This is a genomic window from Shewanella mesophila (genome assembly GCF_019457515.1).
Classification (GTDB): Bacteria; Pseudomonadota; Gammaproteobacteria; order Enterobacterales; family Shewanellaceae; genus Shewanella; species Shewanella mesophila.
Window position 1 is genome coordinate 1,865,413 of sequence record NZ_CP080421.1, and the last position, 20,072, is coordinate 1,885,484.

At 46.3% G+C, this 20,072-nt stretch carries 16 protein-coding genes; 5 read left to right on the plus strand and 11 right to left on the minus strand.

What is annotated here, in order from left to right:
* Positions 1-13 precede the first annotated feature (13 nt).
* The 11 genes from hypA to hyaA all read right to left on the minus strand — a co-directional run bounded on the left by hypA (position 14) and on the right by hyaA (position 11,854).
* Positions 14-361, minus strand: coding sequence for a hydrogenase/urease nickel incorporation protein HypA (gene hypA, locus K0I73_RS08135; protein ID WP_220063972.1), 348 nt, complete (start codon positions 359-361; stop codon positions 14-16).
* Positions 361-1,386, minus strand: a complete 1,026-nt coding sequence (gene hypE / locus K0I73_RS08140) for a hydrogenase expression/formation protein HypE (protein WP_220063973.1) — start codon at positions 1,384-1,386, stop codon at positions 361-363. Before hypE ends, hypA begins: the two co-directional genes overlap by 1 nt.
* Before the next feature lie 2 nt (positions 1,387-1,388).
* Positions 1,389-2,504 carry a hydrogenase formation protein HypD gene (gene hypD / locus K0I73_RS08145; protein WP_220063974.1) on the minus strand — a complete coding sequence of 372 codons (1,116 nt, stop codon included), beginning with the start codon at positions 2,502-2,504 and terminating at the stop codon, positions 1,389-1,391.
* Between the two features lie 2 nt (positions 2,505-2,506).
* The gene (locus K0I73_RS08150) at positions 2,507-2,749 is read right to left on the minus strand and encodes a HypC/HybG/HupF family hydrogenase formation chaperone (protein WP_220063975.1); all 243 of its coding nucleotides are present in this window, start codon (positions 2,747-2,749) and stop codon (positions 2,507-2,509) included.
* Positions 2,750-2,751: 2 nt separating this feature from the next.
* The gene (gene hypB, locus K0I73_RS08155) at positions 2,752-3,537 is read right to left on the minus strand and encodes a hydrogenase nickel incorporation protein HypB (RefSeq protein ID WP_220063976.1); all 786 of its coding nucleotides are present in this window, start codon (positions 3,535-3,537) and stop codon (positions 2,752-2,754) included.
* Between the two features lie 112 nt (positions 3,538-3,649).
* Complete coding sequence (hypF, locus tag K0I73_RS08160; protein ID WP_220063977.1) at positions 3,650-6,001, minus strand: carbamoyltransferase HypF; 2,352 nt, start codon at positions 5,999-6,001, stop codon at positions 3,650-3,652.
* A gap of 2 nt (positions 6,002-6,003) precedes the next feature.
* Entirely contained in the window at positions 6,004-7,770 is a 1,767-nt protein-coding gene (locus K0I73_RS08165; RefSeq protein ID WP_220063978.1) for a NiFe hydrogenase, read from the minus strand.
* Positions 7,751-8,314: a HyaD/HybD family hydrogenase maturation endopeptidase gene (locus K0I73_RS08170; protein ID WP_220063979.1), complete on the minus strand. Its 564-nt coding sequence runs from the start codon at positions 8,312-8,314 to the stop codon at positions 7,751-7,753. The genes K0I73_RS08165 and K0I73_RS08170 overlap by 20 nt, the downstream gene beginning before the upstream one ends.
* Before the next feature lie 10 nt (positions 8,315-8,324).
* Entirely contained in the window at positions 8,325-8,996 is a 672-nt protein-coding gene (cybH, locus tag K0I73_RS08175) for a Ni/Fe-hydrogenase, b-type cytochrome subunit (protein ID WP_220063980.1), read from the minus strand.
* Between the two features lie 10 nt (positions 8,997-9,006).
* Positions 9,007-10,713 (minus strand): nickel-dependent hydrogenase large subunit, encoded by a 1,707-nt coding sequence (gene hyaB / locus K0I73_RS08180; RefSeq protein WP_220063981.1) that lies wholly within the window; start codon positions 10,711-10,713, stop codon positions 9,007-9,009.
* 4 nt (positions 10,714-10,717) lie between these two features.
* Positions 10,718-11,854, minus strand: a complete 1,137-nt coding sequence (gene hyaA / locus K0I73_RS08185) for a nickel-dependent hydrogenase small subunit (protein WP_220063982.1) — start codon at positions 11,852-11,854, stop codon at positions 10,718-10,720.
* 341 nt (positions 11,855-12,195) lie between these two features.
* Here hyaA and K0I73_RS08190 point away from each other — a divergent pair, with 341 nt between their 5' ends.
* From K0I73_RS08190 to napA, 5 genes are all read left to right on the plus strand, one after another.
* A complete protein-coding gene (locus K0I73_RS08190; protein ID WP_220063983.1) occupies positions 12,196-12,612 on the plus strand; it encodes a CBS domain-containing protein in 417 nt (138 codons plus the stop codon).
* Between the two features lie 156 nt (positions 12,613-12,768).
* Positions 12,769-16,650: an ATP-dependent RNA helicase HrpA gene (hrpA, locus tag K0I73_RS08195; RefSeq protein WP_220063984.1), complete on the plus strand. Its 3,882-nt coding sequence runs from the start codon at positions 12,769-12,771 to the stop codon at positions 16,648-16,650.
* A 419-nt stretch (positions 16,651-17,069) separates the two neighbouring features.
* Positions 17,070-17,228, plus strand: a complete 159-nt coding sequence (locus tag K0I73_RS08200; protein ID WP_220063985.1) for a periplasmic nitrate reductase, NapE protein — start codon at positions 17,070-17,072, stop codon at positions 17,226-17,228.
* A gap of 55 nt (positions 17,229-17,283) precedes the next feature.
* The gene (locus K0I73_RS08205) at positions 17,284-17,541 is read left to right on the plus strand and encodes a chaperone NapD (protein WP_220063986.1); all 258 of its coding nucleotides are present in this window, start codon (positions 17,284-17,286) and stop codon (positions 17,539-17,541) included.
* Between the two features lie 2 nt (positions 17,542-17,543).
* A complete protein-coding gene (gene napA / locus K0I73_RS08210) occupies positions 17,544-20,033 on the plus strand; it encodes a nitrate reductase catalytic subunit NapA (RefSeq protein WP_220063987.1) in 2,490 nt (829 codons plus the stop codon).
* Positions 20,034-20,072 lie beyond the last annotated feature (39 nt).

Genomic DNA, 20,072 nt, shown 5'->3' on the forward strand with positions numbered 1-20,072 from the left:
TTTGTGTAGGTTGTTAATCGGTTTCCAGCTCTAACTGCATGAGTAGCATCTCTTCACCATCAGTAATTTTGGTGTCGAAGCTATTGCAGTTAGGACAAATTACGGTGCGCTCAGTCACTTCATCTGTTGTGTGACATTGGTTGCACGCTATAACAATCGGTTGTATCTCAATAACAAGCTCTGCTTCTTTGGCGCGACCTTCTAGTTTGAAGGTATCGAATGCGGTCGCTAACAGAGAGGGTTCAACACCACTGAGTACCCCTATTTTTATTACGACCTTTGTTATTCGGGTTGCCTGATTTTCATCGGCATGTTGTTCGCACTGCTCTAGCAATGCACTGACAATGGAATATTCATGCATTAGCAGATCCTTGGTAATAATTCTCCGTGGGGCAGGTCGAGATAACGACTGCTTCCCCAAGGGGTTTTTAACACCACTTTACCCTGATGATCCGCGTCCACTCGACCAATAATTGCGGCTTGGTGACAGTGGCCATAACGCTGAATGATCTCTACTACACCTGCGGCGATATCACTAGGCACGGCGAGAATAAACGTACCTTCGTTGGCAAGATCATGTGGTTCAAAGCCATAGAGTTCACATAAACCTTTGACTTCATCACTGACAGGGATGAGAGACTCTTCGACGTTTATGCCCACATTGGATGCCACAGCCCATTCGTTAAGTACGGCAGCAAGGCCGCCGCGGGTCGCATCTCGCATCGCGTGAATATCAATATTTGCCGCTATCAGTTGCTCGACGATTGGCCAAAGATTCGCGCAATCACTGGTTAATTCAGACTCAAGGGCTAAGCCCTCTCTTGCCATTAAAATTGCCGCGCCGTGACGGCCAATATCACCCGAGACGATAATCGCATCGCCAACTTGGAGGTTTTTGACCGAGATATTGGGTTTTAAGATGCGCCCAACACCTGAGGTATTGATAAATAGACCATCGGCACACCCTTTGGGAACGACTTTAGTGTCGCCGCAGACAACACGGGTGCAACTTTTGTGAAGTTCCTTGGCCATGGTGTCGACAATCTCTTTAAGCTGGCGGATAGGGAAGCCCTCTTCAATAATAAAGCTGCAGCTTAGATATTGAGGCTCAGCGCCCATCATAGCTAGATCGTTCACCGTACCAGCAACCGCTAATTTTCCTATGTTACCGCCGGCAAAGAACAGCGGTGCAACGGTAAAAGAGTCAGTGGTAAAGGCGGCTTGTCCCTCAATATTAACAATCGCTGCATCCTCTTCATTGGCAAGGATAGGGTTGTTAAATGCCTTAAAAAAGATGGACTTGATAAGGTGATTCATCTCTTTACCGCCGCCGCCATGGCTGAGCTGAACGGATTTCTCTGTTGCGTTATCAAATGCTTGAGACATGGTTACACTCCGTTATAGCGGTAATAGGCATTACAGGCGCCTTCTGAGCTCACCATACAACTGCCTAGGGGAGACTCTGGCGTACAACCTCGACCAAACACCTTGCAATCTTTAGGTTTTGCAATACCGCGCAATATGTCGCCGCACTGGCAAGCCTTATGATCATCGATGTCGGCTACATCTAGCTTTTCGGCATAAATAAGCTCTGCATTTCTGTGCGCATATTCCGGTCTGAGCATCAGCGCCGAATCGGCCAAGGGACCAAGCCCTCTCCAGCGAAATTGCGGGCGTACCATCATGTATTTGTTCACTTTTTGTTGAGCGTGAACATTACCATCTTCGCTGACTGCGCGGCTATATTGCACATCTAGCTCTGCGACATCGGCCACTTTCTGCTTCACAATACGTAAGATAGACTCCATGACATCGACAGGCTCAAAGCCGGCAACGACGACGGGGGTGGCATACTGTTCAACGGTGTGGCGATAGAGCTTAGCACCACTGATCACGCTAACATGGGCGGGTCCTATAAAGGCGTTTACAGTGGCTTGTGGATCGGCCATGACCGCATCGATAGCTGGTGGCACCAGTACATGATTAATGTGAAACAATAGGTTGTCGATATTTTGGCTTTCGGCTTGTTCGATAAGCACTGCCGTCATCGGCGTTGAGGTCTCGAATCCAATAGCAAAGAAGATCACGGTTTTATCAGGATTTTCTCTGGCGATAGTGAGCGTATCGAGCGGATCGTAAATTGGGCGGATATCACAGCCTTTAGCTCTAAACTGCGCAAGACTGCCTTTTGAACCCGGTACTCTGATCATATCCCCAAGGGTGACCAAAATGACGTTATCCTGAGAGGCTAAAATCGCCGCATGATCGATGCGTTCTTTAGGCATAACGCACACAGGGCAACCAGGGCCATGAACAAACTCAATATTGCTTGGCAACAGTTGATTTAGCCCATACTTCATTATGGTATGGGTATGACCGCCACACACCTCCATGATATTGATCTTGCCTGAATAGCCATTGGCTAAACGGTGGATCTCCTTGGACAGATTGTTAATGGTGTCAGGATCTCTAAAGCCTTGGTAAAGCTGTTTGAGCTCAATCATGGTTAGTGCTCCTGTTCATCCATCTTATCGACGATCTCTTGATAAAGCGCCAAGCTCTGCTCTGCATCAGCCTTATCGATTTTATTCATCACAAAACCGATATGGATTAACACATAGTCATCCAGTTCGAGGGGATCACTGAGCAGGTGACTGCTGACTTTTCGCTTAACCCCCATGGTTTCCACGGTAACCGCTTGTTCATCGGGATGAAGTGCGACAACCTTGGACGGTATCGATAGGCACATGGTTAGGTTCTCCGGTGGGCGTTTAGCCAGTTGGCAACAGCAAACATACTGTTACTGTCTTTCACCGACGTCACTAATACGTGTGCTTGTGGGTTAAGGCGTTTGACTTGAGCTTTGGCCTCTTCAACATCGAAATCGAAATGAGGTAATAGATCCGCCTTGGTGATCAGCACTAAATCGGCTTTACGGAACATCACTGGATACTTTTCGATTTTGTCGTCACCTTCTGGCACAGACACCAACACCACATTCATGTGAGTGCCCACATCATAGGAGGCGGGGCAGACTAAATTGCCGACGTTTTCCACAAAGCAGATATCCAGCGGTTTAAGATCCACATGATGCAGCGCGCTATGCACCATAAAGGCATCAAGATGACATGCCGATCCGGTTTGAATTTGATAGGCTGTAATGCCCTTCGCGATCAGGCGGTCGGCATCGCGTGATGTTTCTAAGTCGCCTTCTATCACCGCATAATTAAGGTCTGTGTACTCTTTAAGATGCTCAAGTAGGGTGGTTTTGCCGCTACCTGGGCTGCTCATTAGATTAAATGCCGTGATCTGATGGTCTTCAAAATGAGCTCGGTTATGCGCCGCTTCATGATCGTTCTTATCGAGGATCTTGTGAATAACCGACAAGGTTTTCTTATCATTGAGCTGAGGATTGCTATGAAGCTCATCATGGGAATGATTATGATGCTCATGATGATGAGAGTGGGAGTGGCTATGGGCATGATCGTGTTCATGATGATCATGTCGTGTAATGGAACAGCCGCAATCTTTACACATAAAAAACTCCATTTAATCTAATGCTAATACACACAGTTTGCGCTTTGACAAGGATAACTTCATTGATACTGGTCACTTTTACGCAAAGTCATGAATGATTTATTGTTCAAATTTACTGCTGATGATGAATGCCATACCACAGTTGGCCTAACGCGATGCCACCATCATTTACTGGTACTTGCTTTGACGGCAATATTTGCTGTTGTTTAAGCAAATCATGACAGCGGCTCAGCAGATACCTATTTTGAAAAACGCCACCAGATAACACCAGAGGTAGCGATGGATATTGAGCCGCTAAGTCAGCGACGGCGCGCGCTAAACAGTCCATAAAAGCTCGTGCGATGAATGCGTTTTTGTTATCAAGCGGTTTAGGTGCTAATAACAGCGCCACGATCTGTTGCCACAGCATATCCGTTTGCCAAACACCATCGACTAGAGGCAGGTCAAAATGGATATTGGCTGCAATCAATTGCTGCGCCGATATCTGGTTGGCACAGGCCTCAATTAACATTCCAGCTTGGCCTTCAAATTGGGTCTTTTGCATTAGGCCGAGTAAGCAGGCTAATGCATCGAATAGGCGGCCTATGGAGCTCGTTTGCTGGCTTGCGACCTTCTTGTGCCAAAGTTGATATAGGTTACTAATGACGGATGTCGGTAACGATTGAATCGGCGCAATATTAAGCGCGATGAGTTCATCAGGCGTATATTGCTCAAACAGCAGTGCGAGCATTATACGGCGGGGATCTTTAATGGCTTGCTCGTTACCTATCAAGGCAAACGGTTTAAGATGGGCGATACGTCGATAGCCGTGGACATCGGCAAGCATGGCTTCGCCGCCCCAAAGTTGCTGCTCATCGCCAAGCCCTGTGCCATCGAAACTAAACCCTAATACCTTATCGGTATATTGATTTGCCGCCATAATGCTAAGAATATGGGCGAAATGATGCTGTACTTGGCTGTTTTCGGTATTGTCATGAGTTTGGCAATACTGTTTAGCCCAGCGGCTGGATGCATACTCTGGATGTTTATCACTCACCAAATATTGTGGTGTGAAACGATACAGACGCTTAAATGTGGCGAGAGTGTTGATGAAATATTGCTCAGCTTCGAGACTAAATAGATCGCCAATATGGGGGCTGAGAACCAGATTATGACCAAAGCCGAAGGCGATGCTGTTTTTCTGCTGGGCGCCTAGCGCGAGGGTATGAGCGCTCACCTGTTGTTGCCAATGCAGCGTTAGCGGCGCGTATCCCCGCGCTAAACGGATAACTTGTAATTGGCCATTAATCATCTGGACGACACTATCATCGCAGCCGTTGAGTATAGGCCGATTATGATCCAATACCGCATCAACCACGTCGCCTAAATGGGTATAGATCTCATCTGCCGCTGTGATGATTGGCTCTCCGCTGCGATTAGCACTGGTGGCAACGAGAGGGCGATTAAGCTCGCTAAGCAATAGATGGTGTAAAGGGGTGTAGGGCAGAAACAAACCTAATCTATCTATGCCTGGTGCGACACTTGAGCTTAAGGATGTATCCTGCTCATTATTGCGTGCTAACAGGGTGATAGGGCGCTCGGCGCTACTTAACAATTGCCACTCAGCATCTGAGCCCTTGGCTAAGGTTTTTGCCATGGCGAGATCGCTACACATCACCGCAAAAGGTTTGGCTGGGCGCTGTTTACGCTGGCGTAGCTTAGTGACCGCTACCTCATTGGTGGCATCACAGACTAGATGAAAGCCCCCGAGTCCTTTAATCGCAAGAATATCGCCTTGCTTCAATAAGCTAACGGTTTGCTCTAATGCAGTCTCTTTTGTCGCGAGAATGTCACCTGTTGCACTGGTTAAGCTGAGTGATGGGCCGCAGCGTGGACAACTAACAGGCTGTGCATGATAACGCCGGTCGAGCGGGTCATTGTAGGCCTTGGCGCATTGGTCACACATCTCGAAAGTGGCCATTGAGGTGTTTTTACGATCATAGGGCAGTGCATTAATTAAGGTGTAGCGGGGACCGCAGTTAGTGCAATTAGTAAAGGGGTAGTGATAGTGGCGGTTATTGGGATCGTTTATCTCATCTAAGCAATCTTGGCAGCTACTTTTATCTGCCGATACCGCGACTTGGGCATCATCATTAGCTTGGCTCTGTTTGATTTCAAATTTGCTGCACTCATGCTGTGTGGCGATAACTTGCTCACTAAAGCTATCGATGCGCGCCAGTGGTGGCGGGGTTTGCTTAAGTGATCGTACGAATTTATCTATGTTTAAACGGGTGCCCTGAAGTTCAATCGTTACCCCTTGGCTGTGATTAAAGGTAAAGCCGCAAAGCTGCAACGCTTTGGCGAGGCGGTAGACAAAGGGGCGAAAGCCGACGCCCTGAACTATACCCGATACCGTTAATTCTACGCGCTCAATCTTGCTTAATGAGCGCGCGTCTATGTCATGAACTTGACTGGGAATATCCATGACTATTTTCTGCGTTTTTTCAGCATCAAGGCACCAATGGCATAATTGTTGCCATCGATTTCAAGTTGTTGATTACATTTTAAAGCAAAGTTTTTACCGACGCGCAGCGCGACTCTTTGGCTGAGCACTGGGTTACTCCATTCACTTCCGGCAAGGGCTACCGCTTTTATGCTGAGGTTCAGATCCAGATGTTCTATCCAGTTAGCGAGGTAATCGGCTAGTGAGTCATGCATTCCAAAAGCGAGTTTAGCGTTATCCCTGTCATCAGCAAGTCGGAAGCTCATTAAAGTACCCAGCGTTTTACACCAGTTTAGGCTGCGGTATGCATGGCCGCGAGTTAAGGGATAATCGATACGCGGTGAATTGGCACCGCGGTGCGTCATAGCCCTAGCAATAAGCGCATCGCTAAGATCTGCAACATGCATTGAGCGACTCTCCAAGCCCAAGATCACGGCGCCTATCGCCCACAATGAAGTGAGGTTGTCACTTGGTGTATCCAGCTTTAAATCCAGCAGTCTTAGGTAGTCATCGGGGTAGCGCTGTTTAAATTTCTCTAATACCTGTTTTTGTGGGCTTTGCTCTAACTGATGATAAATCTCATAACCGCTTTGCGGTAGCTCGGGAAGTGCAAAGAACAGCTCTGGCTCGCCTTTACCATCTAGGGATTGTATTTGCCCACCGTGATACTGGCTGAAATAGAGTATGGCGCTGTGTTTGTTTAACCCATGTTCAAGATTAATACTGTTTAGGGCGCATAGACTATATTCAGCATTAGTCAGCTCTATTGGCGTTGATTGGGTGAAACCAGTTTCGTCAATGATCTGCTTAACCGTAAATAGCTCTTTTTTATTGCTGGCTAAATAGTGATTACCATGACTTTCGACTATTGCTTCATCATGTAGCGCCTTGACGTTACTGGTAAGGCGAGTGGTTGATGGGCCGGTGTGGTCCACCTCTGCCCAAGCGCCATCAATAAAGGCTAGTGGCGTCGACTTCTGGTTATCGTGAATAAATAACCAATCTATGCCTTGTTGACGTAATCGTTCGGCAATCACAATGAGTAGTCGGTTGTAGGCAAAGCAGAGGTCGTATAAAGGGGCGTCGAGTTTGGGATGATCGCTAATGGGTCTGACAGTAATTAGGGGTTTTTCAATACTCGATAGGGCTAAAACTTGGCGCTCATTGAGGTGAAACTGAGCGTTGAGCGTGTTGGGGTTGCATACCAGCAATCTAGGCCGACAATGAATATGATTTGTTTTAACACCCTGATCTTTAAGGTTGAGCCGAATAGGCGAGCTACCTGCGAGCGTGATCTCTCCGAGCGTCATGAGTTCGTTGCAAATAGCGTTAATGTCTTCTGTGGTTAATCCGCGGTAGTCTGGACTAATCCGCTGCTCTCCATGACAACAGTCACAAGCCAGTGCCAGATCGCCAAATTGAGCCGATTGATTGTCACCAAATAACGGCGTGCACCGTTGACAAAACTCTTGTTCAACGCCAGCGTTTAGTAGCCGCTTTTTGTCGCCGATCGGTTTATCGACAAGTGCAATCCGAGAATCCGTTAGCCATACCGAAATTAAAAAGTCATCTGCTATTGCGTCTGCAAGGGATTCCAAATCGGCTTGTTCGCCGTCAGCTTCGATAGCGTAACAACCCTGTTGATAGCTAATATTAATGTTTAGCGCATTATAATTTAGGTATTGGTTACATAAGTGTGCGTAGAGCGGCACCTGCCGTGAGCAGGTAAATTCAAATTTGATTGTTTTCATTTGTTGTTACACCGCGCTTATAAGAGTCAGGAATGAGGTCTTCGATAGCTATGTTGTTGACGCGAGTGACCGTGAAATCGAGTGAGTTTAGGTGATTAATAATGGTTTTTTCCATTAAGGGAACTGCCGCAGCGACACTAGGCGTAAGCCCTAATACCATAGGTTCCAGTACGGTAGGGGTACATCCCAACACAAAGGTTTTAGGACGATCGCCAACCATTTCCATCATGGTGAGGGTTTGCAGCATTTCAACTTCGTGGGCGCTGCCTTGCCAATCAATTTCGCTTGGTGCTTTGTCAAAATCAAAAAAGTACACTTCGCCAGGTCCAACACCATTGGCATTTACCGTATCGACAACGATGAGGTAATCGTATTTGCAAATAATGGGAATAAGACCCTGGGCGAGGGTGCCCCCATCCATCACATCGAGTTGATGCTGCGGATGGGAAAATTGATAGTTTTCTTGCAGGTAATTAACGAAATGTACGCCGATCCCTTCATCGGCGTACAGCACATTACCAATACCGAGTAACAGTATTTTCATGTCGTCCTTTCTAATGTTTCTTTGGATGGTAGTCGTATCCAGAGACGATAGAGTCTACCGAATTGTGTTTAAATCGAATGCCAGTCCAAACCGCCATATAGACGTGGATCACCACAAAGATAATAAACACCCAAGTAAAGTAGTGGTGCCAAATACGTACTGGTGCCAGTCCGCCCATGATACCAGTGACCCAAGCCGCGAAGCCTCCTAGCATGCCGCCTAGGCCTAGATGATAAACATTAGCATAGAGAGCTAAGCCTGTGACGCATATAAGAACGGCAAAAACGGAAACTGCCAAATAGGTCACAAATTGCAGTGGACCATAGACGCCTTTCTTGTCTAAATGTCCCATCCATAGGTATGACTTAAGTTGCACTATCCAACTGTTTACGCTGGTTACATCTTTAAAGGAGCGCCGCTCGATATCGCTTTTACTAAAAAAGAACAAGTAAGCGCGAACAATCGTAATGGCACATAAAATAAAGCCGAAGATCAGGTGAGATAATCTCACCCAGCCTTGTACCAATATATCTGAGCTACTGGGCGCGACCAAAAATGGCCAAGCGATATAGAAGCCCGTTATGACCAGAACCAATATGGACAGCGCACGCAACCAGTGAAATATTCTGATCGCGGCGCTAAAGATAAAGGCTCTCTCATAGGGTACATTTTGCGTATCCATGAGCTGCTCCTTAAACGTTTCCGTTTGGATCGATTCTAAATTCACCTAACTCTTGGCCCTTATAATCCATCACATGTACCGAACATGCCATGCAAGGGTCAAACGAGTGGATGATACGAATAATTTCCAATGGTCTGGTTGGATCTTCAAGCTTTAGCCCTAATAAAGAGGCTTCATAGGGACCGACTTTACCTTCGTTATCGACAGGACCTGCGTTCCACGTTGTGGGCACCACGGCTTGATAGTTCTCAACTAAACCATTTTTTATACGGATCCAGTGACTGAGCATACCGCGAGGCGCTTCAATCATCGCATGACCGACATATTCACGATTAGGATCCATATTGGGATTCACATAGGTAGTCTCATCAACTTGAATATTCTTGATAAGCGCATCGAATGTTTTTAACCCTTCCTGAGCCACAATAACGGTTTGTAGCATACGTGCTGCGGTTCGACCTAAGGTGGTAAAGAGTGCTGCTACTGGTAGTCCTGTGACTTCGAGTAAGCCATTAACCGCATCGACAACCACCTTATTACCGCGTGCATAGCTGACTAATAGGCTTGCTAATGGGCCCACTTCTACTGGCTCACCTTGATAACGCGGTGATTTCACCCAACTATATTTACCATCACCATCGAGAGTCGGCAGCTTGCCATAAACGGTATCGCGTTCGACAAACCCTGTGTAGTTAGGGATGGTTGTACCATCGTAAGGGTGTTGTGGTCCGTCTGCATCGTACCAAGCGTGGCTAACATCCTCTTTGATTAAATCAGGGTTAAGATCGCTAACGCCAGCGAGATCGCCGTTCATGATCACGCCTTGGTCGAACATGTACTGACCATCGGCTAATACGAAGTCATTGGTCGCCATGAAGTTTTTAACGTTCACTCCACCTAATACACTTGGCTCACCACCAAATGCTTCGGCGGCCATCACGATATCGGCTTTATAGGCACGATGAATGAAGTCGGTCACTGTGGCATGTTTTTGCTTCCATTCTTGCAGGCGGGCAGGGCTCAACATGTCACGTACTGAAGTTACACCACCAACCACAAGTGATTGTGGGTGAGGTTGCTTACCACCGAAAATGGCGAGCATCTCAGCGGCAACTCGCTGCACTTCAAGTGCTTTTAAGTAATGCGATAGGGCAATGAGGTTCTGTTCTGGGGTGAATTTATAGGTGCCGTTGCCCCAATAGGCGTTAGCAAATGGCCCAAGCTTACCGGTCTCTACAAACCCTTTAACCCGCTCTTGTACTGCACGAAGTTCACCTTCGCCAGCAGCGATCGGTTTGTCGGTGTATTTTAGTGCGACTTGCGCCGCTGCAGCTGGATCGGCACTCAAGGCCGAAACCACATCAACCCAATCTAGACCATGAAGATGGTAGAAGTGCACAATATGATCATGCATATAGAGAGACGTTTGCATCAGCGAACGTAAGTACTTAGCGTTAAGTGGAATTTTCACACCTAATGCATTCTCTACAGCTTCAGTACCGCAGCGATAGTGAGAATAAGTACATACACCACAAATACGCTGAACTATGAGTCCAACATCCATTGGGGTGCGGCCTTTGAGGATGACCTCAATACCACGCCAGAGTGTCGAAGAGGACCAAGCCTTCTGAACAACATTACTTTCATCAACTTCAACCTCGATGCGCAGATGGCCTTCGATGCGAGTGATGGGGTCGATAACTACACGTTTGCTCATTGAATTAGTCCTCTTTCGAATTGGCAAATACGCTGGCAACAGCGTGAGCGCCGATACCTACAGCTGTGGCACCCAAAATAACCGCGCCTACGGTGTCGGCGGTTGCATCTAGCCCATGAAGTAGCTGTCTGCCGAGGGGTTTTTCAAAGTCAGCCATGTCATCCCAGAAATTTGGCTCTGAGCAGCCCATACAACCGTGGCCCGCAAGAACAGGCCAACTGGTGTGGTGATTAAAGCGCTCAGTGGGGCAGTTGTTATAGGTATAAGGTCCTTTACAACCGACCTTGTATAAACAGAAGCCTTCTTTTGCTCCTTGATCGCCAAATTCTTCAACAAATTCGCCCGCATCGAAGCGACCACGACGTTCACAGTTGTCATGTACGCGTGCGCCATAAGCCCATTTGGGACGGTTAAACATATCCAACGCTGGTAACTTGCCGAACATGATGAAGTACATCAGTGTACCGACGATATTTTTCTCACTTGGTGGGCAGCCACCTAAATTTACGACGGTTTTATTGATGACTTGATCGACGCCTTTAGCACCTGTAGGGTTCGGAGCGGCGGCTTGAACGCCACCAAAAGATGCACAAGTTCCTACGGATATAATGGCGGCAGCGCCTTCGGCTGCGTGTTTAATGATCTCTAACCCTGTATGGCCTTTACAGCCAACGGTGAGGAAAGCACCATTGTTCGCAGTTGGAATAGCGCCTTCTACCGCAAGTAGATAGTTACCTTTGTAGGTCTCTAACGCATGTTCCAAATTTTCTTCGGCTTGCCAACCCGCAGCAGCCATTAAGGTTTCATGGTATTCCAATGAAACATGATCGAAGATGAGTGAGTCTAAGTTGGGCGTATCGGCACGAACGAGAGATTCAGAACAACCTGTACACTCGGCCATGTGTAACCAGATCAACGGAACTCTATCAGCAAGTTCAGCCGCTTCGGCTACCAGTGTGCTAAAAGGAAGAGGCAGAGCTAACATTGCGGTGACCGCTGCGCTCCATTTCATAAAGTCTCGTCTAGATATACCATGCTCTTCCATCTTATTTTGCAAAGACTGAGCATGACGAGGTGCTAAGCTGCGTAACATTTTTATACGCGCTTGGCCCTGTTCATATAAGGCGGCATGTGTGTCCATGGTTAACCCTTTGTTGTCATTTTGAAGCGAAAATGTAGTGGCACGTTTCGATTATTAAGTGTAGGCCTCAATTTGCGACCGATTATTGATGTATATCAACCTTTTGATAGCTTGTGAACGGCTGGAAGCTTTACAATTAATTCATATGAACTAGATCATGTTTCACTGTTTTAGTTGGACAAAATGTCGCAACTGAATAGTTGTCTGTGATTGATGTCATATTATTAAATCTATGCTAATCACTTGTTTTTATAGCTTATAAATAATATTGATTAAAACTTCGGCTTTTTAGACCAACCTTATATACACTTAAGGAGTAATGTCTAAAAAGGAGTTAGGTTATGGAGTCGATGAAAGTCGTTGATTATATGGACCGTCAACCTGTGTTATTACATGCTGATATGACACTGGCGGCTGCGGTAGAAAAGCTGCTCACACAAAAAAAACTCGGGGCAGCTGTGGTCGATTTACAAGGTAATTTAGTGGGATTTTTGTCGCAACAAGATTGTTTGGCTGTCATGTTAAAAAGTACCTATCACTGTGATTTAACTGCGAATGTTAGCGATTGTATGCGTACCGATGTGTTAACAGTAACGAAAGAAACTCCCATAATCACTTTGGCCGAGCAGATGTTGCAAGCTAAACCCAAAATATATCCTGTTGTCGATCAAGGTAAAGTCGTTGGGATCATCGATAGAAACTTGGTACTTAGAGCTATCAATGTTTCGATGCAAGAGTGTTATCTCAAGCCCGCTTGATATTGTTCATAAAATAGCCCGCAAACGTCCACCTTTTGACAAGACACATTGTTTGACAAAAGGTGAACGTTATTAAGGGATAAATACGTCATTTGCCATACCCAAAGGCCCTGTTAATTGGTAGGATCATCTCTTTGTGTCTTTCGTTAATGGGTTTTGCATTTGAATTCGCCACTTCATCCCCTGTCTAATGCCTTTTTAAAGCTGTGTTATCAAACAGATGCGTCTAAAATAAGACGTCGCCTTTTTCGCTTAAATAAGCAAGCTGACTCAGATAAGAAGCGTGACGAATTAAGCAAACTTGAAGAGCTCGCTGTTGCTGCTGCCGCTAAGGTTGAGCAGCGCCGCGAGGGTAGACCTGAGATCCGTTATCCTGAAGAGCTACCTATTTCGCAAAAGCGAGATGAGATCGCCCGAGCGATAGCGGGTCATCAAGTGGTGATTGTTGCAGGTGAAACGGGTTCGGGGAAGACTACCCAGTTACCTAAGATCTGCTTAGAGCTAGGCTTAGGTACTCGAGGGCTGATTGGTCATACTCAACCTCGTCGTTTAGCCGCTCGCAGCGTTGCCACTCGTGTGGCAGAGGAGCTGAACAGCCCGCTTGGTGAAGTGGTGGGCTTTAAGGTGCGTTTCGCCGATGCGATAAAGCCAAGTTCTTACGTTAAATTGATGACCGATGGTATTTTATTGGCGGAGCTGACCTCCGATAAGTTTCTCGATCAGTATGACACCATCATTATTGACGAGGCTCACGAGCGTAGCCTCAATATCGATTTCATATTGGGGTATCTAAAAAATGTTCTTAAGAAGCGTCCCGATCTAAAAGTGATCATCACCTCGGCAACCATTGATGTTGAGCGTTTCTCCCAACATTTCAATAATGCCCCCGTCATTGAAGTATCCGGGCGTACCTATCCGGTGGAAACTCGCTATCGCCCGTTAGTGCGTGAGCAAGATGAGGATCTGGATTTAACCGAAGGAATTTTTGCGGCGGTCGAAGAACTGATGCAAGCAGGCCCTGGCGATATTTTGATCTTCATGAACGGTGAGCGAGAAATTCGTGATGTCGCCGATCAGCTGAATAAACAGCAATATCGTGATACAGAAATTCTCCCTTTATATGCGCGCCTCTCCTATGGTGAGCAGTCAAAAGTATTTAAGAGCCATATTGGTCGGCGTATCGTGTTGGCAACCAACGTGGCCGAAACCTCGCTTACTGTGCCAGGTATTCGATATGTCATCGACCCTGGTACGGCGCGTATTAGCCGATACAGCTACCGCACGAAGGTGCAACGACTACCCATTGAGCCCATTTCTCAGGCCAGTGCTAATCAGCGTCAAGGCCGTTGTGGTCGTGTGGCGCCAGGGATCTGTATTCGGCTTTATGATGAGCTAGATTTCAATAATCGCCCGGAGTTTACCGATCCAGAGATACTGCGAACGAATCTCGCGTCGGTGATTTTACAGATGCTCGCTATTGGACTCGGCGATATCGAAGGCTTCCCCTTTATTCAACCGCCCGATTCACGTTATATCCGCGATGGTTTTTTGCTGCTTGAAGAGCTGCAATCGGTTCAAAAAAACAAGGGACAGTTGCAGTTAACGCCTCTTGGTCGCCAATTGGCGGCTATTCCTGTGGATCCTCGACTTGCACGAATGGTGATTCAAGCGAACGAATATGGCTGTTTACATGAGACGTTGGTGATCACCGCTGGCTTGTCGATTCAAGATCCCCGTGAGCGGCCGATGGATAAAAAGCAGGCCGCCGATGAATGCCACCGCCGCTTTAATGATAAAGATTCTGATTTTATGGCATGGGTGAATCTCTGGGAGCACATTAAGACAGAGCAAAAAGCCTTATCGGCTAGTCAATTTAGAAAGCTGTGTAAACAGGAGTTTTTAGCCTATTTGCGTGTGCGCGAATGGCAAGACTTATACGCCCAGCTACGCCAAGCCGTGCATGATCTTAAATGGAAGCTCAACAGCGAACCAGCAGATTATGAATTGCTGCATAAATCCTTGTTAACGGGTTTGTTAAGTCATATTGGCTTTAAAGACAAAGATAATGAGTATTTAGGTGCCCGTAACCGTAAGTTCTTTGTGTTTCCAGGTTCTCCTCTAGCAAAGAAAGGGCCTAAATGGATCATGGCGGCGGAGATGACTGAGACCTCGCGGCTGTTTGCGCGTTGCTGCGCCAAAATTCAACCTGAGTGGGTAGAGCCATTAGCCGCGCACCTCGTTAAGAGAAACTATCTAGAGCCCCATTTTGAGGCGAAACAGGGCAGTGTAGTCGCGCTGGAGAATCAGCAGCTTTATGGACTCACGATAGTGAATCGGCGCCGCACTCAATATGGCCCGATAAACCCTGTCGAAGCGCGGGAGATCTTTATTCGCAGCGCTCTTGCCGATGGTGAATTGCGTACCAACGAAGCCTTCTTTGTTAAAAACCGTAAGTTGCTCGAGGACATTGAAGCGTTAGAGCATAAATCTCGTCGCCGGGATATTTTGGTCGATGAGCAGGCGTTAGTGGACTTTTATGAGCCTAGGATCCCGCAAGGGATCTATAACGCGCCTAAACTGCTGAGCTGGTGGAAGCAGCAAAAGAAAACCAATCCCGATCTGCTCGACTTTGAACGAGAGCAGCTGATGAAGCGGGGCGACGAGCATGTGTCTGCGCTGGATTTCCCCGACTATTGGCACCAAGGCAACTTAAAGTTGAGCCTGAGTTACCATTTTGAACCCGCAGATCTTGATGATGGTGTCTCGGTTCATATTCCTGTTGCACTTTTAAATCAAATTGATAATGCAGGTTTTGACTGGCTAGTTCCGGGTCTGAGAGAAGAGAAATGTATCGCATTAATCAAGTCGCTACCTAAGACCTTACGGCGTAACTTTGTGCCTGCGCCCGATTACGCGAAAGCGTGTTTACAGGCGATGAATTCGACCGGTATGAGTCTACTCGATGCGATGTGCAAACAGCTACTACGCATGAGCGGCATGCGGATCTCACCCGATGATTTCGATACATCTCAATTGACAGCACACCTGTTGATTAATTTTAAGGTGGAAGACGATAAGGGACGGTTAGTCGCCCAGAGTCGCGATTTAGAATCCCTAAAAGGTCAACTTCAAGGTCAAGTGACGCAAGCAATTCGAAATGTCGCAGAGACAGGCATAGAGCAAAAACAGCTCACTGAATGGAGTTTTGGTGCTTTACCTAAACAATATGAAAAGCGTAAAGGTAACTTTGAGGTTAAAGCTTTTCCTGCTCTAGTGGATGACAAAACCAGTGTGTCAATCGCGCTGTTTGATGATGAAAATGAGGCTAAGCGAGCCCATCGCAGCGGATTGCAGCGACTGTTATTAATCAATATTCCCTCACCGGTGAAACATCTACAAAATACCTTGCCCAATAAAGCGAAGTTGGCGATGTATTTTAATCCCTTTGGCCAAGTGCAGATCTTAATTGACGATATTCTTTCGGCAGCGGTGCAGCAGCTATTGGATGAAAAAGGCTTAGATGTTCGCAGCGCAGAGCAGTTCGATTCCGCAAAAGAGTGGGTTCGCCAAGAGCTTAATCCGACAGCGGCTAAGATAGCTTTGCAGGTTGAGGAAATTTTGACCTTATATCAGAAAGTTAAAAAACGTTTGAAGGGTAAGATCAGTCTAGATATTGCTTTTGCCATGAGCGATATCCAGACTCAACTCGATAAGTTGGTCTTTAAAGGATTTGTCGAGCAATGTGGTTGGCAGCGACTGGCTGACATAGTGCGCTACCTTAAAGCGATTGATAATCGATTGGATAAACTGCCGGTCGATCCCAACAGAGATAGATTACATCTGCACAGTATTACCAATGTGCAAAATCTGCTGGATCAACAGTTGGCGAAGGTCCCGAGAACATCACCAGTGCCAGAAGCACTGCTTGATGCGCGTTGGATGATAGAAGAGTATCGAGTGTCCTGTTTTGCACAGGTATTAGGTACGGCGTACCCTATTTCAGAAAAGCGGATCATTAACCGAATAAATGAAGTTTAGCCCTCGTTTTTATTGAACTTAAGCACCTGTTAGCAGGTGCTTTTTTTATATCCGTTTTTTCCAACTACCTCTATCGATATATTTTGTCATTTTAATCCACCTTATCGCTTACAAATTAGCCAATTAAGAGCTATGTTTCAGTAGATTATGAATAGCTAATTCATTCATTTTGTTGTTTTCTCAATCGAAAATTGTAGTTATAGCGAGTGATCCAGGTTTTATCTGTATTAAAAGGATGATCCAGATCAAACATGCGTACTGTTTACCGATTAAGAGGTATACAGAATGTTAACTCATTATTGCTAACATGATGCGTAAGGAGATTGGTGCTGCAATAGGCTGTCTTACTTAACAAAATTTGGCTCATGTCGTCGTTCTGCACGTTAGGTGTAAAACCGACATGAACTGTTGGAGGATGCATGAGTTCCACATCAAATGAAGAGAAAAGTTTAGAACTAAGAATATTTGTGTTTCTAACCGTTTTTCTTGCACCACTGCTTTCAGTGTTACTGGTTTCTGGATTGGGTTTTGCTATCTGGTTTAGTCAGATCATCATGGGGCCGCCTGGCGCTGGCTAATCTACAGTCATTAAATTAGTAAGCAAAAATTATTAAATAAAGAGTGATTTTATCAATGAGCAAAGAACTTCACGTAACAAGCTTGGTGGTTCAGGTTAAACCTGAACATATGTCTAGTGTTAGGCAAGCCATTATGAAGATGGAAAATGCTGAGTTGTCTGTTAACGATGAGGTGAAACTGGTTGTGGTGCTAGAAGGCGAGACTCAGAAAGGATTATTGGCAGACATTGAAACCATTAATCATATCGAGGGCGTGTTGTCGGCTGCCATGGTGTATCACCAAAGTGAAGTGCTTGAAGAAGGTGAAAAATGAACATGAATAGACGCGAATTTATGAAGGCAAACGCGGCAATGACTGCTGCTGCCGCTGCTGGACTAGCGCTACCTGCTGGCGCGAGCAACTTAATTACCAGTTCAGAGCAAACTAAACTTGAGTGGAACAAAGCACCTTGTCGTTTCTGCGGCACTGGGTGTTCGGTGATTGTCGCTACCCGTGATGGCAAAGTTGTCGCCACCCATGGCGATGCAGAGAGTGAAGTTAACCGCGGCTTAAACTGCATTAAAGGTTACTTCCTGTCGAAAATCATGTATGGAAAAGACAGACTCAATACGCCTATGCTTCGAATGACTAACGGCAAATATGATAAGCATGGTGAGTTTACGCCTATTAGTTGGGATACCGCTTTCGATACTATGGCGCAGAAGTGGAAACAGACCATCAAGGCCAAAGGTCCTACTGCGATAGGCATGTTTGGTTCGGGTCAGTGGACGGTTTGGGAAGGTTATGCGGCTTCGAAACTGATGAAAGCTGGTTTTGGTTCAAATAACATTGACCCCAATGCGCGTCACTGCATGGCGTCTGCCGTGGGTGGATTTATGCGTACCTTTGGTATTGATGAGCCAATGGGATGTTATGACGATATGGAACATGCCGATGCCTTTGTGCTTTGGGGATCGAACATGGCCGAGATGCATCCTATCTTGTGGAGCCGAGTAACAGATCGTCGTTTAAGTGCGCCTCATGTCAAAGTGTCTGTGTTATCGACCTTTACCCATAGATCATTCGATTTAGCCGATTTAGGTATTGTCTTTACACCACAAACTGATCTGGCGATGCTTAATTTTATTGCCAATTACATCATTCAAAATGATGCGGTTAACTGGGATTTTGTTAACAAGCATACCAATTTCCGTAAAGGTGAAACCGATATCGGTTATGGGCTTCGTCCTACTCATCCGTTGCAGCAAAAAGCCAAGAACGTAAAGACTGCTGGTAAGTCGACGCCAATCGATTTCGAGGCATTTAAAGCCTTTGTTGCCGATTATGATGTGACATCTGTGAGTAAGCTCTCTGGTGTTCCAGAAGATAAATTAATCGAATTAGCGAAGATTTATGCCGATCCGAATACCAAGGTGACCTCATTTTGGACCATGGGTTTCAACCAGCATACTCGTGGTGTGTGGTGTAACAACCTGATTTATAACATTCACTTGTTAACAGGTAAGATCTCAACACCGGGTAACAGTCCGTTTTCGTTAACGGGTCAGCCATCTGCTTGCGGCACAGCACGTGAAGTGGGCACTTTCTCTCATCGTTTACCTGCAGATTTAGTGGTTAACAATCCCGAGCATCGCAAGATTGCCGAGAAAATTTGGAAGATCCCCGATGGTATCATTCCACCTAAACCAGGTTATCACGCCGTAGAGCAGAACCGTCGTCTTAAAGATGGCGATATCAATGCCTATTGGGTTCAAGTGAACAACAATATGCAGGCGGGACCGAATATTAATGAAGAGGGTTTGCCTGGTTACCGCAATCCTGAGAATTTCATCGTAGTATCAGATGCGTATCCAACCGTTACCACTCAGGCTGCCGATCTTATTTTACCGACGGCGATGTGGGTAGAAAAGGAAGGGGCATACGGTAATGCGGAGCGCCGCACTCAGTTCTGGCACCAAATGGTAAAAGCTCCTGGAGAATCGCGTTCAGATCTATGGCAATTAATGGAGTTTTCTAAGCGTTTTACTACCGATGAGGTGTGGCCAAAAGAGGTGCTTGCAGCGAATCCACAGTACAAGGGCAAAACCCTGTTTGAAGTCCTTTATCAAAATGGCAATGTTGATCAATTCCCATTAGAGCAAGCCGACCCTAAGTACATGAATGAAGAGGCTCATCATTTTGGTTTTTATGTCCAAAAAGGTTTGTTTGAAGAATACGCCGCGTTCGGTCGTGGTCATGGCCATGATTTAGCGCCGTTCGATACTTATCACCAAGTACATGGTCTACGTTGGCCAGTGGTCAATGGCAAAGAGACTAAATGGCGTTTCCGTGAAGGAAGCGATCCATATGTCAAGCCAGGTGCTGGATTTGAATTTTACGGTAAGCCTGACGGTAAAGCGGTTATCTTTGCCTTGCCTTATGAGCCTGCAGCCGAGTCGCCAGATGAAGAGTATGACATCTGGTTGTCAACGGGGCGCGTATTAGAGCATTGGCATTCAGGATCGATGACACAGCGTGTTCCTGAGTTGTATCGTGCTTTCCCTGATGCCGTCTGTTTCATGCATCCTGATGATGCTAAGAAGCGTGGGTTGCGTCGTGGTGACGAGGTCAAAGTGATTTCACGCCGTGGTGAGATTAAGACTCGAGTCGAGACTCGTGGTCGAAACAAGCCGCCAGTGGGACTCGTATTTGTGCCTTGGTTTGATGCAAGCCAGCTTATTAATAAGGTCACTCTTGATGCGACAGATCCACTGTCAAAGCAAACAGACTTTAAGAAATGTGCGGTTAAAGTGGTTAAGGCGTAAGGAGCATCACCATGAAACTAATAATAAATGTGACTTTAG

Coding starts and splice junctions, on each gene's coding strand:
- K0I73_RS08165 (WP_220063978.1), bottom strand. CDS start 7,770: ATGAAAACAATCAAATTTGAATTTACCTGCTCACGGCAGGTGCCGCTC.
- hypB (WP_220063976.1), bottom strand. CDS start 3,537: ATGTGTAAAGATTGCGGCTGTTCCATTACACGACATGATCATCATGAA.
- K0I73_RS08170 (WP_220063979.1), bottom strand. CDS start 8,314: ATGAAAATACTGTTACTCGGTATTGGTAATGTGCTGTACGCCGATGAA.
- K0I73_RS08190 (WP_220063983.1), top strand. CDS start 12,196: ATGGAGTCGATGAAAGTCGTTGATTATATGGACCGTCAACCTGTGTTA.
- cybH (WP_220063980.1), bottom strand. CDS start 8,996: ATGGATACGCAAAATGTACCCTATGAGAGAGCCTTTATCTTTAGCGCC.
- napA (WP_220063987.1), top strand. CDS start 17,544: ATGAATAGACGCGAATTTATGAAGGCAAACGCGGCAATGACTGCTGCT.
- hypA (WP_220063972.1), bottom strand. CDS start 361: ATGCATGAATATTCCATTGTCAGTGCATTGCTAGAGCAGTGCGAACAA.
- hyaB (WP_220063981.1), bottom strand. CDS start 10,713: ATGAGCAAACGTGTAGTTATCGACCCCATCACTCGCATCGAAGGCCAT.
- hypD (WP_220063974.1), bottom strand. CDS start 2,504: ATGATTGAGCTCAAACAGCTTTACCAAGGCTTTAGAGATCCTGACACC.
- K0I73_RS08205 (WP_220063986.1), top strand. CDS start 17,284: ATGAGCAAAGAACTTCACGTAACAAGCTTGGTGGTTCAGGTTAAACCT.
- hypE (WP_220063973.1), bottom strand. CDS start 1,386: ATGTCTCAAGCATTTGATAACGCAACAGAGAAATCCGTTCAGCTCAGC.
- hyaA (WP_220063982.1), bottom strand. CDS start 11,854: ATGGACACACATGCCGCCTTATATGAACAGGGCCAAGCGCGTATAAAA.
- hypF (WP_220063977.1), bottom strand. CDS start 6,001: ATGGATATTCCCAGTCAAGTTCATGACATAGACGCGCGCTCATTAAGC.
- K0I73_RS08150 (WP_220063975.1), bottom strand. CDS start 2,749: ATGTGCCTATCGATACCGTCCAAGGTTGTCGCACTTCATCCCGATGAA.
- K0I73_RS08200 (WP_220063985.1), top strand. CDS start 17,070: ATGAGTTCCACATCAAATGAAGAGAAAAGTTTAGAACTAAGAATATTT.